This is a genomic window from Arthrospira sp. PCC 9901, from assembly GCF_059013425.1.
Genome location: NZ_CP102296.1, coordinates 2,413,232 through 2,428,111, shown reverse-complemented (window position 1 = coordinate 2,428,111; position 14,880 = coordinate 2,413,232). Strand labels below are relative to the sequence as shown.

Sequence of the window (14,880 nt, the reverse complement as noted above, 5' to 3'; positions counted from 1 at the left end):
AGCAAGTCGGCTAGTTTGTCAAGAGGAAATCATCGGAAATTTGGGGAGGATAAACGTGATCAATTTCGGCGACCAACCAAGAACCAAAAGTTGCCAAAAAATCGACAATTTCCTGGGGTGAATCAAGGGGATTAATTGACCAATTTAAGGCTTGATACATGAGTGTTTGTTGTGCGGGATAATATTCGGAAAAAATCTGATAACAAGGATATAAATCACGGGTATAACATTGATGACGTTCCATGACAATTTCTAAGCCAGACCGGAGGATCCTTTTCATAATCCACTGACCGAGTTTATGAACATAAGCAGTTTGTTCATTAGGTGGCTTTTGAGGGGTTGTATATAATAGGTCAAAACTGACTTCCTGGATATCTTCGGACAAATCAAAAGCATGACTAACCGCATCGATATCAGGCTTAAACTTTGGCAATTCTGGGGAGATATCTTGTCCGTAAACACAGGCGGCTTGAGTGACAATTAGCATTCGCAAACCCCCATAACCATAATCATCAAAATCCCGTAAGCGATCGCCTGAAATAGGTGACAATTCGACTCCCTTACAGAAGGTATATTTTGGTCTAACGTGCTGATTAAAACCATCAAACCAATGGCGATCGCAGTCTTGATAATTCCCGGAAACCACGGCGAAACTATCAACATCAGAAATGAAGGGAATAGCTTGTCCTACAGCGACAGACCCGCGAATATAAATGCTATGAACTTGGTCAGACCAATGATTAAGATAAGCTGTGACAATTTCATCAACTAGCGATCGCCAAGGTTCCACAATTTTGTCAATATTAGCTTTCCGAATAATAAAGCCTTGTTCATCAACTCCCAAAACCGAGCCAATTTTAGCAATTTTAGCCATAGTTCAATCATCCCGTAGGTATAGTTAATATTATCACCCAAGTTAATCATAACTGTAATGCTGATCACCAATTAGCCGCCGTCATTTTTTGGTCATATTTGCAGTTTACTATGTAGGGTAGTGCAGTGGCCATCAAATCTTATGAAAGCAACTATTACAGCCTTACTAACTTCCGCACTATTAACGATAGGGGTTCCAGCCGCGAATGCACAAGTTTCTATTCAAAATTTACAGCGTCATTCAGGAGTGACTATATCTGGTACAATTCGCAGTGTTGTAGGTAATGACTTTATCTTAGACGACGGAACTGGACAAATTATTGTTGATGCTGGACCCATGCGCCATCATCAACTGAATTTACAACCCGGAGAACAGGTCACAGTCACAGGTAAATATGATGACTATGACTTTGATGCTTTCACTATTACTCGCAGTAATGGCGAAGTGATTTTTATTCGCGATCCACAGGGTCCCCCACCTTGGTCAGGTGGTTACAGAAGACGGAATTCTGCTTCCCAAAGCTCTCGATAACAACAGTTCATAAGCATTAATTACCGTCAATTCCTGTCCTCTCCCTCACCGGGAGGGGACGGCTTGACATGGCTGCCAAAATTTAGCTATTAATATAATAACTATATATGGTCTATTTTGGTATAGGTAAAAATGCGGATTTTATTGGTAGAAGATGATCCAGAACAACGGGAGCCAATTCATGCAGCTTTAACTCGTTATGGACATATTGTTGATGGGGTAGAAGATGGCACAACCGCCTTGTGGTTAATGAATGAAACCGAGTATGATCTGTTGATTTTAGATTGGATGTTACCGGGAGAAGATGGTATTATTTTATGTGAAAATTATCGCCAAATGGGGAAAACATCACCAGTGTTAATGCTGACAGCTAAAGATACGACGGCTGATAAAGTTATGGGACTAGACGCTGGCGCAGATGATTATTTAGTTAAACCAGTAGACCTACAAGAATTGTTAGCTAGAATTAGAGCTTTAAGAAGGCGATCGCCTCTTTGGGTGGGGGATATATTAGCAGTCAAAGGATTATCATTAAATCTCGATACTATGATTTTAACATGGGGGAATGATAGCTTAAAGCTGAAAAGTCGCGACTTTCAACTCTTAGAATATATGATGCGTCACCCCCACCAAGTTCTCACTCATAATCAAATAGAACAAGCACTCTGGGAATGGGGAGAAGAACCGGAAAGCAATGCGGTAGTAGCGAGAGTTAAACGACTGCGTAAAACCCTGAAAGCCATAGAAATTGACAGTTGGATTGAAACGGTTTATGGTATGGGTTATCGTCTCGAACCTCGGACAGATTAAAGATTAAATAATATATATCTATGGTTAAGCTAATTACCAAACTCCAAAAACGTTGGCTATCTCTACCAATTAGATGGCGGGGCACAGCAATTATTGCGATTCCCGTGAGTTGTTTATTGATAGTATTGTTAGCCTTTGCTTGGTTAAAATTTAACATAATTGAAGACGAGGCTTGGGTACAACATACCCAGAATGTTAGATTAGAAACTAAACAACTTTTAAACGCTTTACTTGATGCGGAAACGGGGGTGAGGGGATATGGACTCACTCAACGAGATGAGTTTTTAGAGCGTTATCATCATGCTAAAAGTATAATTCCTGGAGTTTTAGACACTTTACAAGACTTGGTACAAGACAATGCTGAACAATCAGAATACTTGGAAGATGTCAGGTTTTATATTGATGAAAATATCGCTAATTTTGAAAAAAAAATAATCCTCCAACAAGAATTAATTAGGATTCGCGGACAAAATGATACTTTAGTACCCATCGAGTCTTTATATGATTGGCTGGCTAAAGGTCAAGAAACGATGAATCAAGCACGTCAAGCTATTGATATCTTTGGCGAAAATGAAGAAAAGCTACTAATTGAACGCATCCATCATCGAGATGAATATCGACAATTAACCTGGATTTTCTTATGTTTTTCTGGGGTAATTAGTGCGATCGCTACTATGTTGACTATTCATCTTTTCTATAACTTAGAACAAGAATTATCCCAGAGACAAATTAAATTGAAAATCACCAATCAACGTTTGGAAAATGTTTGTGACCAACTGCAAAGATTTACCGCTAATGCTTCCCATGAATTAAGAGCGCCTTTAGCGGCTGTATTAAGTAATGCTCAGGTGGCTTTACTAGAATTAGATGATGTGGATGAAATCCCCCCATCATTACATCGAAGACTGGAAAACATCGTCAAAACTACTAAACAGATGAGTTCCTTGGTCAGTGATTTATTATTTCTCGCCAGACATGAAGGCTTACTAGCACCTGAGTCTATACAAAAAGTCAATGTCAATCAACTGCTATTGGCGATCGCCTCGGAGTGGATAACTCCCCTGAAAAGTCAATCATTAGAATTAATAACTAACCTACCATTAACCCCCGTTTGGGTATTAGCCGATCGCAGTTTATTAAAACAAGTGATCACCAACCTTCTCAGCAACGCTAGTCGCTACACTCCCCCCGGAGGAATTATTAAAATTAACTTGCACAACTCGGAAAAATATGCTATATTCGAGGTGGAAGACTCTGGAATTGGCATTGCGGCTGAAGCATTGCCCCATGTGTTTGAGCGATTTTATCGAGCGGATTTAAAGCGTTCTAAAGCCTCCGGTGGTTGGGGATTAGGATTAGCGATCGCCCAACAAATTGTCAAGGCTCATGGGGGCGAAATTAGCGTAGTTAGTACCCTAAATGAAGGTACTAAATTTACGATAAAATTGCCCCGGATCCACTAATTGAGTAACTCCTAAGACTTCAAGCCGGGTAAACCCCAACTCTGAACCACCTTAGCGATCGCATCCCTGGTCGCTTCCGCCCCAAAACCCCAAGCCATGAGAGTAAAATAGTCCCGAGAAGGGTTAGCGCCAAAAGTCGAATTTGCCACATATAACTCAGTAAAACCGGCTCCGGCTAATAGCACCACCGCCAACGCATAACTCGTCCAAACAAAGGCTCTAATCCGCAAATTTGCGGACACTGCTTGTTCACTCCAAGAAGCGTTGTAATGAGTAGCCGGAGGGAGAGCCACTAAAGACAAACCGGACATAAATCCTAATCCTTTAGAAACCAAATCCGACTCATCGAGACTTTGTTCATCTACCTGAACCTTTAGCTGTTCTAACTGACGACCGACAGTTTCATCTTTTTGTAACTCCATGGGGGTTAAACGGTCAACCTGGCGATCGAGTTGGCGAATAATTGCAGCCAGAGGCTTTTGGTCATCATCAGTTTCAACGGGGAGGCGTTTTTGTAGTTCCTCAATATCCTTTTTTAAAGGAGCATAACTGTTAATTTGTTTGGCGATCGCCTCCAACTTCTCGCGCAATTGAGGCGGACCTTCCAACTCTGGCGCAGTGTTCAGAGCATCATCCAAATCCCAGCTTACCATCCGCACAAAGGTAGTGGTAGCATCATAATCCTCTAACTTCTGCTTGAGGCGATCGCTATATTCAAACTGCGCCAACCAATCAGACCTTCCCATCACCCAACGTCGCCAAGTTCCCTCAGCGCGATCAATAATCAGCGCCGCCTCTTCCCAGCGTTCCCCCTGAAGTTCCATCTTCACTTCAACTAAATAAGCATTGATGCGACCCTTAAACGCCTTAGCCTTCTCAAGATCTGGGTCTTCCTCCATCTGAGCATAAACCTGTCCTACCCGCATCAAAATCTGATCTCTCGGTCGTCCTTGGTCGCGATAAGCAGAGATGACAATTCCTAATCCTGTCCCAAATACCAGCATTACCAGCGGTAAAAACCAATGGTCCTTAACCCTTAACGTCACCGGAATCGCCAGTTGTCCCCCAGAGTAACTTAGCCGCACAGTTCCCACAAATTCACCACTATCAGGAGCCTGGCGTAAATTAAACACCACGGGTACAATCACCTCATTCGCCTTACCCAGAATTGGCTGCATTTCTCCGGCGGCGATGGCTGCCCCAGGAAACACCGATACCCCATTAGTTCCATTCAGGTCAAACGGAAGCACCTGTAAATCTCTGACGGCGCTATCGGTTCTAATATAAAGCTGGCGGACTTGTTTGGTGGTGCGATCGCCAGCAATGGTCAACTGATCCGGTTCCACAGTCTGAGCGATCGCCACATTTCCCGTCAGCAAAGCCATGGCTGGAATTAGACAACTAGCCAAAACAGATTTAAACGACTTCATCCTAGATTACCCTCAAGCGTCCATAAATCAATATCCAGCTTTTCGATGAAACCTTCTGTATTTTCCCGGAATATTTTAATATGCTCCGTCGCCATGTGTTGTTCCCACAACAAACGACTTTCCCAATTCTCATAGAACAAAAATAAAGTCGGATCATCAATCGACCGATGTAAATCATAATTGAGACATCCACTTTCAGCTAAAGTCAGCGGAATTAGTTTCAGTAACTGCTGATGAACTGTCTCTTCTGCTCCGGCTTTAGCTTTGATTCTCGCGACAACTGTTAATTGACTCATGGCCAGCGTTCCTTATAGTTAAGACTTACCCAAAGCTACCCACAAAGCCGCTTTGGTCTCTAAGATAGCTTGTACTAGGGGTGATAGTTAGCGCTCACCCGTCGCCAAGATCGGCGAACCTTAAATAGCACTCCCCCCCCAGCAGAAGGTCGGCTGTTTTCCCCAAAGGCTTCGGGATACGCACCTGCTCTATAAAACTTAAACAAAACCGGACATAGCCGGATATTGATGTTTATTTCTTGCTTCGTCCGGGACTGTCGGCAGCACCCCATCCACAAGTGTAATCGTCGGAACCAGGCGATTTTTCTAAATTTATACTGGCGTTCAAATCTCTATCAATCTTCAGGCCACAGTTTGGACATTCAAAAGTCCGACGGACTAGGGGCATTTTTTGACGATAACCGCAATTAGAACACAGTTGACTGGATGGATAAAATCTATCGGCAATAATCAACTTTGAACCATAACGTTCTGCCTTGTAACCTAGTTGCCGACGGAACTCATAAAATGAAGCATCAGCGATAGAACCCGCCAAACCATGATTTTTCAGCATACCTGACACATTCAAATCTTCAATGACGACTTGGCTGTGGTTCTTAGCCAAGAAAGTAGTTATTTTATGAATCGTGTCCCGCCGAATGTTTGCTACTCTTTGATGTAGCTTTTGAACTTTTAAGAGACATTTGGCTCGATTTTTCGAGCCTTTGACTTTGCGACTTAAATGACGTTGTAATCGAGCTAGTTTTTGGGTGGCTGCTTTATACGGCTTGGGATTAGAGAATTGGGTCCCATCGGAGCAAGTCGCCAAATTGTTAATTCCTAGGTCAACCCCGATTCTCTCTCGATATTTAGGTGTAATTTCTGGCGTGATTTCTACAAAAAAGCTCATATACCAGTCCCCTGCTTGGCGCGTTAGGGTGACTTTCTTAACCCAACTTTCGGGTAGAGCCTCAAATGTAGAAACCCAGCCCACAAAAGGCAGCTTATGGCGAGTTCCTGACAGATTGAATGGCTTTCCAGAATTGTCAAGCGTAAAACTATCATGGTGGCCTTTCTTCTTAAATTTAGGATAACTGCTTATTCCCTTGAAGAAGCGCTTAAAGGCATCCCCTAGATTAATGAAGGCATATTGATAAACTTTAGAAGACAATTCGGACATCCAAGGATATTGAGGTTTCACATAATTCGTAAAAACCTTTTTAATGGAGTTTATATTAGGCTTGAGTCCCTCTTCATAAGCTGACCTCCATAAGTGTAATCCCCAATTAAACACGAACCGAGCATAACCGGCGTGTTTGGCCATCAAGGTGCGATGACGGTCATTGAGTTTTAGTTTGGTTCGGAAAGCTTTGTAAGGGTTATGGTCGAAAGGGAAGTCGCCTTCCCCAACTCCAATTCAAAACCGTGCTTGATACTTTCACATCACACGGCTCCTGATGTGGATACCCCTTTTGACATCGGGAACAGGGTAACGACTCCCTGCTTTTGTGATTTCAACTTTTGGAGCTAAATACAACATCGTAGTGTTTAAACTCGCTTTCGTCGTAAACACTCCTAATTGTCGCAGTCTCTATATCCACACCGTGACTAGTGGGCATATCCTAACCATTACAGTTAGGCATTGGCTTTCAGTCACATCCTTTCCCCTTAAAGGTATACGCTTACACTTTCACTACTCCGCAGGTACATCCTGCCACTTGAGAGCCTAAAAGGGGTTTAAACGTTCCGTTTATACGGGCATTCCATCTTTAGATTTGTCCTCTCCACCGGGGTACTTTTAAAAGTCTGTGTAGGTGATGTCATGATTACCCTACTTTTCCCCTTGCTCTTTTGAACGCAGCGTATCAACCTGTTTCGCTGCTAAATCATTACGATGGTTCAAGCCGGACATTCGGTTTCCCTAATCATGGATGGTTGGCAGTGGTCGCATTTGGTAGTAGGTTCTACTTCACGCCTTCCGTTCCCCGCTTCAATCCTGGGGTTATGATTCCCAAAACTGGGGGTGGCTATCGCCGTTACTCTCAACGCAATTGTTAAGGAATCATTAATATTTCCAGTTGGGCGTTTTGACCTTGAGTTCCCTGCCTTGTTTTGTATATTTCTATACCAAACGTTGGGACATATAAACAGTTATGGGATGGTCAGGGTACGAGTCCCTTATATTTCACCAAGGGGTGAAAGTCCCACTAGGAGGTTATTTCAGGCATTGCAGCCTTATTTGACTCCTAAACGTCTCGCACCATGATTGGATTTTACCATGAATCCGACTTGATGAGTATGTCGTCAAGGAAATTTGGCATGGTCTGGGGTTTGACCGTATACTCATTATTGAGTTGCGAATCTTTGGGGGTATTGTACCTTATTGTCCTAAGATGTCAAGCAAATCTTGGATTAAATTCTGGCTCCCCTTCTATCATTCCCCAAAATGCGATCGTCATAGAGCCAGATCATAAATGTTAAAAATAGACTTGACGAAAGCACAGATATCACATACAATCAAGAATCGTGATCAAATTGCAGCATAACTGTTGGAGTAGGGATAGCTAACCTATAGGATCTGCCAAGCAGATACAACCTTATAGCGAGAACTTCTCATAAGACATCAATGGCTTTAAGCTACAGCAGCTTCGCCGAACTTGCCAAGCGCCAACAGTAAACTGGGTCAAACCTGATGCTAGTTTGACCCTGAGCAACAGAAACGGATACTGAGTAGATATCTGCTCAAGTCCTAGCGACATCGGGCCGCACTGGGGCTTATGCTTCAGTCTGGGAACAGCTTAAACAAGTTGATAGCCTGAAATACTTCCAGGCAACCAAGCACGTCTATCCTGGCTCCTGAGCCGGAGAGACGGTCGGTTTGCCTGCCCAAAATCGGGTTTAAATTATGATGCCACAAGCATCGTTAACTGGCGGGTTGACCATGATTTAGTCAGTGGAAAATTCCGCCCTATTGTAATGCGTAGAAAAGAGAGGCCAGTTTAAGTGTCTGTAGGTATCCTCGGCACCAAGCTAGGCATGACTCAGGTATTTGACGCAGAGACAGGAAAAGCGATTCCCGTCACCGTAGTTCAAGCCGGGCCATGCACAATCACCCAAGTGAAGACCGAAGCCACCGATGGCTATACGGCCATCCAGCTAGGTTATGGTGAAGTTCCTAACAAAACCCGGAAATTAAACACCCGAAAATCCCCAGACAAAGAGGTTAATAAATACCTCAGCCATGCTGAACAGGGACACCTAACCAAATCCAACAGTCCCTTGGTTCGTCACCTGAAAGAATATCGGCTAGAAAGTACCGATAACTTTGAACTAGGTCAGGAAATCAAAGTAGATACCTTTGAACCCGGACAAATGGTAGATGTGACCGGGATTGGGATGGGTCGAGGTTTTGCGGGAAACCAAAAACGTAATAACTTCCGACGTGGACCAATGGCTCACGGTTCCAAAAACCACCGCCTACCAGGTTCCATCGGACCCGGAACCACACCAGGGCGCGTTTATCCCGGCAAAAAAATGGCCGGACGTTATGGCGGGAAACAGATTACCACTAGGAAACTGACTATCGTGCGGATAGACCTAGAAAGGAACCTGTTGCTAATTAAAGGATCAATCCCCGGCAAACCCGGTGGCTTGCTTAATATCAAACCAGCCAACCTGGTGGGTGGCAAGTAGAGAGAAGACAGGGGGAAAAATGGTTGACTGTGTAATTCGCAACTGGGAAGGGGAAGAAGTCGGACAGACTACCCTGGAACTAAAAGTTGCTAAAGAAGAAAATGCCTCCCACATCGTCCATAGAGCCTTAGTACGTCAGCAGGCGGCAGCCAGACAGGGAACAGCCAGCACCAAAACTCGCTCAGAAGTGCGAGGCGGTGGCCGTAAACCCTGGAGACAAAAAGGAACAGGACGGGCAAGGGCAGGTTCAATTCGTTCTCCACTATGGCGCGGTGGTGGTGTGATCTTTGGGCCAAAACCGAGAGATTACAGCGTCAAAATGAACCGCAAAGAACGTCGGTTGGCTTTGAGAACGGCGTTTCAGAGTAGGGCAGAGGATATCGTGGTGGTGGAAGAATTTGTGACGCAACTGCCACGTCCTAAAACTAAAGACTTGACAGCGGCTTTGGCCCGTTGGGGAGTTTCACCAGAAGCTAAAGTGCTGCTGGTACTACCTGAAAAACAAGAAAACGTCTATTTGTCGGGTCGGAATGTGGCGAAAATTAGAATTTGTCTGGCAGATAGCTTGAATGTCTATGATGTTCTGGCAGCAGACAAAATAGTAACCACTGCTAATGCCCTGGCGAAAATTCAGGAGGTTTATGGTGACTGAGTTTAAAACCCGTGATTTAGCTGATGTGGTCCGACGACCAATTGTAACTGAAAAAGCCACAATTCAAATGGAGCTGAATCAGTTTACTTTTGATGTCGATCCTAGGGCTGATAAACCAACTATTAAGGCGGCAGTTGAACTGCTATTTCCAGTTAAGGTTTTGAGTGTTAATACCCAGAATCCTCCCCGACGACGACGTAGGGTCGGCCGTTTCGTCGGGTACAAACCTCGCTATAAAAGAGCGATCGTTACCCTGGAAGATGGGGAAGCCTTGAGAAAAGTCCTCTTCCCTGAAGTTTAATGGTGTCGGGTAAAACGCGGGTGTGCCACCTTCTGAATAACTATCAAAAAAAAGCGGCACCGAGAACCCACCTTTACCCTGGTAATTATTGAACACCGACATGAAGGGCGATCGAGTTTTCTTTCCCTATCCTGAAATCTAGATCTCTAACTTCCACAGAAACAGACATAGGATCGACTATATGGCAATTCGTTCTTACCGACCTTATACCCCAAGCACACGCCAACATACTGTCTCGGAATTTACAGAAATTACTAGATCCGAGCCGGAAAAATCCCTAACCGTCTCTAAACACCGCCTTAAAGGTCGTAATAATCGCGGTGTGATTACCTGTCGCCATAGAGGTGGTGGACATAAAAAACTATATCGGATTATTGACTTTCGCCGGGATAAACATAATGTACCCGCTAAAGTCGCTGAGATTGAATACGACCCCAACCGTAACGCCAGAATTGCCCTACTTAACTATGTGGATGGCGAAAAACGCTATATTCTCCACCCTGTAGGCTTGGCTGTCGGGACTGTGGTTATATCTGGGCCTGATGCCCCCATTGAAGTGGGTAACGCTCTCCCCCTATCCCACATTCCCTTGGGTACATCAATCCACAACGTGGAAATGATTCCCGGTAAAGGTGGACAAATGGTACGAGCAGCCGGAGCCTCGGCTCAGATTATGGCTAAAGAAGGAGATTATGTCACCCTGAAACTGCCATCCGGTGAACAACGGAAAATCCCCGCCCGTTGCTATGCGACGATTGGACAGGTGGGCAATGTGGATGCCAGAAATATCAGCATTGGTAAGGCTGGACGCAATCGCTGGTTGGGTAAACGTCCCACCGTGCGCGGTAGTGTTATGAACCCTGTTGATCACCCCCACGGTGGTGGTGAAGGACGCGCCCCCATTGGTCGCAGTGGCCCGGTTACGCCTTGGGGTAAACCAGCCCTGGGAGCGAAAACTAGAAACAAGAAAAAACGCAGCACTGCTTTAATTGTTCGCCGTCGTCGGAAATCCTCGAAACGAGGCAAAGGTGGCCGTCAGAGCTAATCGCCAAGCCTTGCAGACTGCTATCTGGCTGCATTCCTGGTAAAGGCATCAAAAGAAAATCGGACTAAGCCCCCCACCCCTACCCTGCCCAAAGGGTAATGGGTAGCCTCCGCCCACAGCCTAGATCACCATTGGAATCCTAAACATATACCATGTCTCGATCGCTCAAAAAAGGTCCATTTGTGGCCGATCATCTGCTCGTCAAAATCGAAAAACTCAACGCTGACAATCGTAAGGAAGTGATCAAAACTTGGTCGCGCTCCTCCACCATTGTTCCCCAAATGGTTGGTCATACTATCGCTGTTCATAACGGCCGTCAGCACGTCCCTGTATTTGTTAACGAACAAATGGTGGGACATAAATTGGGAGAATTTGCTCCCACTCGGACATTCCGAGGTCACGCTAAAAGTGATAAAAAAGCTCGCCGATAAGCGGCGCTTCGTTCGCCTGTAGGACTGTGGAGTAGCGGCGGATTATGCGGTATTTTCGGAAAAAACTCGGCTGGGGCTGGTTCTGCCCGTAACCTTAATTCCCCAAAGCGTGTTTTGAGAAACCCGCCCAAGTCCAAAGCGCCCTGACAATTTCTGGGTTGAGCGACCCTAAACCACACCTACATCACGCCCGAATCAAGGAGAAAGATATGGCTAGTTCCAACTCAGAAGTAAAAGCGATCGCTCGTTACATCAGAATGTCCCCATCAAAAGTCCGGCGGGTACTTGATCAAATTCGCGGACGTAGCTATCGCGAAGCCCTGATTATCCTGGAGTTTATGCCCTACCGCGCCTGTACTCCTGTCTTGAAAGTTCTGCGATCGGCTGTTGCTAACGCTGAACATAACCAGGGTTTAGACCCCGCCACTCTCATCGTTTCCCAAGCCTTCGCCGACGCTGGACCAAGCCTTAAACGCTACCGCCCTCGCGCCCAAGGCCGAGCCTACCCCATTCGCAAACCTACCTGTCACATTACCGTGACCGTCGCTCCTGCGGAGTAGGGAATAGGGAAGAAGTTAGCATTACCTATTACCTATTACCTATTACCGATTACAGATTACCCATTACCTGTCGTACAGACTAAATTATTAAGCTGCTATGGGACAAAAAATACATCCAATTGGTTTCCGCCTTGGAGTTACCCAAGAACACAAATCTCGCTGGTTTGCTGATGCTAGTCAGTATCCGCAACTTTTGCAGGAAGACTACACCATCCGTAAGTACATTCAGAAAAATCTCAGCAATGCTGGCATCTCAGATGTTCGCATTGAACGCAAAGCTGATCAAATTGACCTGGAAGTGCTAACCGCTAGACCGGGTGTGGTAGTTGGTCGTGGTGGTGCCGGAATTGACTCCCTCCGCCAAGGACTTCAGAAAGAACTGGGCAGCAATCGCCAGATCCGCATTAACGTTGTGGAAGTGTCCCGCGTTGATGCTGATGCTACCCTCATCGCTGAAAATATCGCCGCTCAACTTGAAAAACGGGTTTCCTTCCGTAGAGTTGTCCGCCAAGCTATTACCCGCGCCCAAAAAGCTGGCATTGAAGGCATTAAAATCCAGGTCAGTGGCCGCTTGAACGGAGCAGAAATTGCTCGGACTGAGTGGACCCGTGAAGGTCGTGTTCCCCTACACACCTTACGAGCTGATATTGACTATGCCTACTGCACCGCTCTCACTATTTACGGCATCCTCGGTGTCAAAGTTTGGGTGTTTAAGGGAGAAATTATTCCCGGTCAGGAAGAAACCCCCGCACCTAATACAAGAGCGCCGAAAAGTCGCCGTACACCCAGACGGCAAAAGTATGATGACCGGTCTAGTGATACATAAAAAGTTCTAGTAGGCGCGATCTCGATAGGTTCATAACCCAAAACCTAACACTTATCTCCCTCATGGGTACGCCTCTGTCTCATTAACTTCACTCACTACTATTTGCGATCATGTTAAGCCCAAGAAGAACTAAATTCCGCAAACAACAGCGGGGTCGAATGCGGGGTCAGGCAACTCGCGGCAACAATATCAACTTTGGTGATTTTGCCCTACAAGCCCTTGAACCCTCTTGGATTACCTCCCGCCAAATTGAAGCAGCCCGTCGGGCAATGACTCGTTATATTCGCCGGGGTGGGAAAATCTGGATTCGTGTATTCCCTGATAAACCTGTCACTATGCGTCCCGCAGAAACCCGTATGGGTTCCGGTAAAGGGGCCCCTGAATACTGGGTCGCTGTTGTTAAACCTGGACGCATCATGTTTGAAATTGCAGGTGTTTCTGAAGAGGTCGCCCGCGAAGCTATGCGCCTAGCCTCCTTTAAACTCCCGATTAAGACTAAGTTTCTCACACGGGAAGATTCACAGTCCTAATACTGATTGCATTGACCTGAAAACTGCCCGCTAATTGTACCGAGGAGATAATTATGGCTCTTTCTAAAATTGAAGAAGCCCGACAGTTAAATGATGATGACCTCTCTGAGCAAATCCTGGAAATTAAAAAACAACTCGCTAATCTGCGCCTCCTGAAAGCTACAGGACGCTTGGAAAAACCTCATGAAATTAGACACACACGACATCGATTGTCACAGTTACTCACCGTGGAGAGGGAACGACAACTTCAAAATCAAAGTCCGGCTTAGTATTCCCTAATTCATTAGTCTAAGGCCCTAGGGAATAGGAAATGGGAAATACTGGTCAGTCATACCCATTACCCATTACCCATTACCCATTACCTAAACAATCATTCATCTCTTATTTCTCACAATCATGGCAGTTAAAGAAAGAGTTGGCGTAGTCGTCAGCAATAAAATGCAAAAAACTGTGGTGGTAGCTATTGAAAACCGCTCCCCTCACCCTAAATATGGGAAAATTGTCGTTAATACTAAACGATATAAAGCCCACGATGAAGACAATACTTGTCAAGAAGGCGATCGGGTTCGCATTCGAGAAACCCGCCCCCTCAGTCGCACTAAACGCTGGAATGTAGTTGAAATTCTCAACAAAAATAACCAGTAATTCTCACCGGTTTCTGTTTATCTTGAACCCCAAATTACGCTTACAGAGACAATACCATGATTCAACAGCAGTCCATACTTAATGTGGCAGATAACAGCGGCGCGCGCAAACTTATGTGTATCCGCGTCCTGGGTGGGGGGAATCGTCGCTACGGCACTATTGGTGATGTCATCATCGCTGTCGTTAAAGATGCAATTCCCAACATGGCCGTCAAAAAATCCGATGTCGTTCGAGCTGTCATTGTTCGCAGTCGCCAAGGACTACGCCGAGATAGCGGTATGAGTATTCGCTTTGACGATAATGCAGCCGTTATCATTAACCAGGATGGCAACCCCAGGGGAACCCGTGTATTTGGACCTGTGGCACGGGAACTACGGGACAAAAATTTCACTAAAATTGTTTCCCTTGCACCGGAGGTACTCTAAATTATGCCCAAGCGTCAGCGCAAATTAGCTCCGCCCCGGGGCTACAAAATGCACGTCAAAAAAGGGGATACTGTCCAGGTAATTGCCGGACGAGATAAAGGAAAAGTTGGGGAGGTGATATCCACTCTACCTAAATTGAGTAAAGTAGTTGTCAAAGATGTTAACGTCCGTACCAAGCACGTTAAACCTCAACAAGAGGGTGAAGGGGGCCGTATTGTCAACTTTGAAGCTCCGATTCACAGTTCTAATGTGATGCTGTATTCGACCAAAGAAAAAGTCGCTAGTCGTATTTCCTACACCTTTACGGAAGACGGGCGCAAGGTCAGAATGCTCAAAAAAACCGGGGAAGTTATTGATTAATCAATGGCACACTTTCTCCCCCGGGGCGG

The 14,880-nt window shown here is 45.3% G+C and carries 19 protein-coding genes; 15 read left to right on the top strand and 4 right to left on the bottom strand.

The annotated features are described in order from the left end of the window. Positions 1-10 precede the first annotated feature (10 nt). Positions 11-874 carry a nucleotidyltransferase gene (locus tag NLZ44_RS10610; RefSeq protein ID WP_315639119.1) on the bottom strand — a complete coding sequence of 288 codons (864 nt, stop codon included), beginning with the start codon at positions 872-874 and terminating at the stop codon, positions 11-13. A 141-nt stretch (positions 875-1,015) separates the two neighbouring features. Between NLZ44_RS10610 and NLZ44_RS10605 the strand changes: the two genes are divergently transcribed. The 3 genes from NLZ44_RS10605 to NLZ44_RS10595 all read left to right on the top strand — a co-directional run bounded on the left by NLZ44_RS10605 (position 1,016) and on the right by NLZ44_RS10595 (position 3,678). Then, entirely contained in the window at positions 1,016-1,405 is a 390-nt protein-coding gene (locus NLZ44_RS10605; protein ID WP_006617600.1) for a NirD/YgiW/YdeI family stress tolerance protein, read from the top strand. 132 nt (positions 1,406-1,537) lie between these two features. Beyond that, a complete protein-coding gene (gene rppA, locus NLZ44_RS10600) occupies positions 1,538-2,215 on the top strand; it encodes a two-component system response regulator RppA (protein ID WP_008057360.1) in 678 nt (225 codons plus the stop codon). 20 nt (positions 2,216-2,235) lie between these two features. Further along, positions 2,236-3,678 (top strand): sensor histidine kinase, encoded by a 1,443-nt coding sequence (locus NLZ44_RS10595; protein ID WP_493752729.1) that lies wholly within the window; start codon positions 2,236-2,238, stop codon positions 3,676-3,678. Positions 3,679-3,689: 11 nt separating this feature from the next. On the opposite strand, the gene NLZ44_RS10590 is transcribed toward NLZ44_RS10595, so the two are convergent. The 3 genes from NLZ44_RS10590 to NLZ44_RS10580 form a co-directional block, all read right to left on the bottom strand. Further along, positions 3,690-5,108 (bottom strand): hypothetical protein, encoded by a 1,419-nt coding sequence (locus NLZ44_RS10590; RefSeq protein ID WP_493752728.1) that lies wholly within the window; start codon positions 5,106-5,108, stop codon positions 3,690-3,692. Beyond that, a complete protein-coding gene (locus NLZ44_RS10585) occupies positions 5,105-5,404 on the bottom strand; it encodes a putative quinol monooxygenase (protein ID WP_493752727.1) in 300 nt (99 codons plus the stop codon). The genes NLZ44_RS10590 and NLZ44_RS10585 overlap by 4 nt, the downstream gene beginning before the upstream one ends. A 232-nt stretch (positions 5,405-5,636) precedes the next feature. Beyond that, positions 5,637-6,707: an RNA-guided endonuclease InsQ/TnpB family protein gene (locus NLZ44_RS10580; protein ID WP_493752726.1), complete on the bottom strand. Its 1,071-nt coding sequence runs from the start codon at positions 6,705-6,707 to the stop codon at positions 5,637-5,639. A 1,679-nt stretch (positions 6,708-8,386) separates the two neighbouring features. On the opposite strand from NLZ44_RS10580, the gene rplC reads away from it, so the two are divergent. The 12 genes from rplC (at position 8,387) to rplX (ending at position 14,851) form a co-directional block, all read left to right on the top strand. Further along, positions 8,387-9,076, top strand: coding sequence for a 50S ribosomal protein L3 (gene rplC, locus NLZ44_RS10575; RefSeq protein WP_493752725.1), 690 nt, complete (start codon positions 8,387-8,389; stop codon positions 9,074-9,076). Between the two features lie 19 nt (positions 9,077-9,095). Further along, positions 9,096-9,728: a 50S ribosomal protein L4 gene (gene rplD / locus NLZ44_RS10570; protein ID WP_315639108.1), complete on the top strand. Its 633-nt coding sequence runs from the start codon at positions 9,096-9,098 to the stop codon at positions 9,726-9,728. Then, positions 9,718-10,029: a 50S ribosomal protein L23 gene (locus tag NLZ44_RS10565; RefSeq protein WP_493752724.1), complete on the top strand. Its 312-nt coding sequence runs from the start codon at positions 9,718-9,720 to the stop codon at positions 10,027-10,029. The genes rplD and NLZ44_RS10565 overlap by 11 nt, the downstream gene beginning before the upstream one ends. Before the next feature lie 181 nt (positions 10,030-10,210). Further along, on the top strand, positions 10,211-11,074 hold the full coding sequence (gene rplB, locus NLZ44_RS10560) for a 50S ribosomal protein L2 (RefSeq protein ID WP_006621340.1): 864 nt from the start codon (positions 10,211-10,213) through the stop codon (positions 11,072-11,074). A 152-nt stretch (positions 11,075-11,226) separates the two neighbouring features. After that, the gene (gene rpsS, locus NLZ44_RS10555; protein ID WP_006617591.1) at positions 11,227-11,505 is read left to right on the top strand and encodes a 30S ribosomal protein S19; all 279 of its coding nucleotides are present in this window, start codon (positions 11,227-11,229) and stop codon (positions 11,503-11,505) included. A 209-nt stretch (positions 11,506-11,714) separates the two neighbouring features. After that, a complete protein-coding gene (gene rplV / locus NLZ44_RS10550) occupies positions 11,715-12,065 on the top strand; it encodes a 50S ribosomal protein L22 (RefSeq protein ID WP_493752723.1) in 351 nt (116 codons plus the stop codon). A gap of 97 nt (positions 12,066-12,162) precedes the next feature. After that, on the top strand, positions 12,163-12,891 hold the full coding sequence (rpsC, locus tag NLZ44_RS10545) for a 30S ribosomal protein S3 (protein ID WP_493752722.1): 729 nt from the start codon (positions 12,163-12,165) through the stop codon (positions 12,889-12,891). 110 nt (positions 12,892-13,001) lie between these two features. Then, positions 13,002-13,421 carry a 50S ribosomal protein L16 gene (rplP, locus tag NLZ44_RS10540; RefSeq protein WP_006618093.1) on the top strand — a complete coding sequence of 140 codons (420 nt, stop codon included), beginning with the start codon at positions 13,002-13,004 and terminating at the stop codon, positions 13,419-13,421. A 53-nt stretch (positions 13,422-13,474) separates the two neighbouring features. Next, a complete protein-coding gene (gene rpmC / locus NLZ44_RS10535; RefSeq protein ID WP_493752721.1) occupies positions 13,475-13,690 on the top strand; it encodes a 50S ribosomal protein L29 in 216 nt (71 codons plus the stop codon). A 127-nt stretch (positions 13,691-13,817) separates the two neighbouring features. Beyond that, positions 13,818-14,066, top strand: a complete 249-nt coding sequence (gene rpsQ, locus NLZ44_RS10530) for a 30S ribosomal protein S17 (RefSeq protein WP_493752720.1) — start codon at positions 13,818-13,820, stop codon at positions 14,064-14,066. 56 nt (positions 14,067-14,122) lie between these two features. Beyond that, the gene (gene rplN, locus NLZ44_RS10525; protein WP_006621334.1) at positions 14,123-14,491 is read left to right on the top strand and encodes a 50S ribosomal protein L14; all 369 of its coding nucleotides are present in this window, start codon (positions 14,123-14,125) and stop codon (positions 14,489-14,491) included. Positions 14,492-14,494: 3 nt separating this feature from the next. Further along, entirely contained in the window at positions 14,495-14,851 is a 357-nt protein-coding gene (rplX, locus tag NLZ44_RS10520; protein ID WP_006670296.1) for a 50S ribosomal protein L24, read from the top strand. Positions 14,852-14,880: the final 29 nt, after the last annotated feature.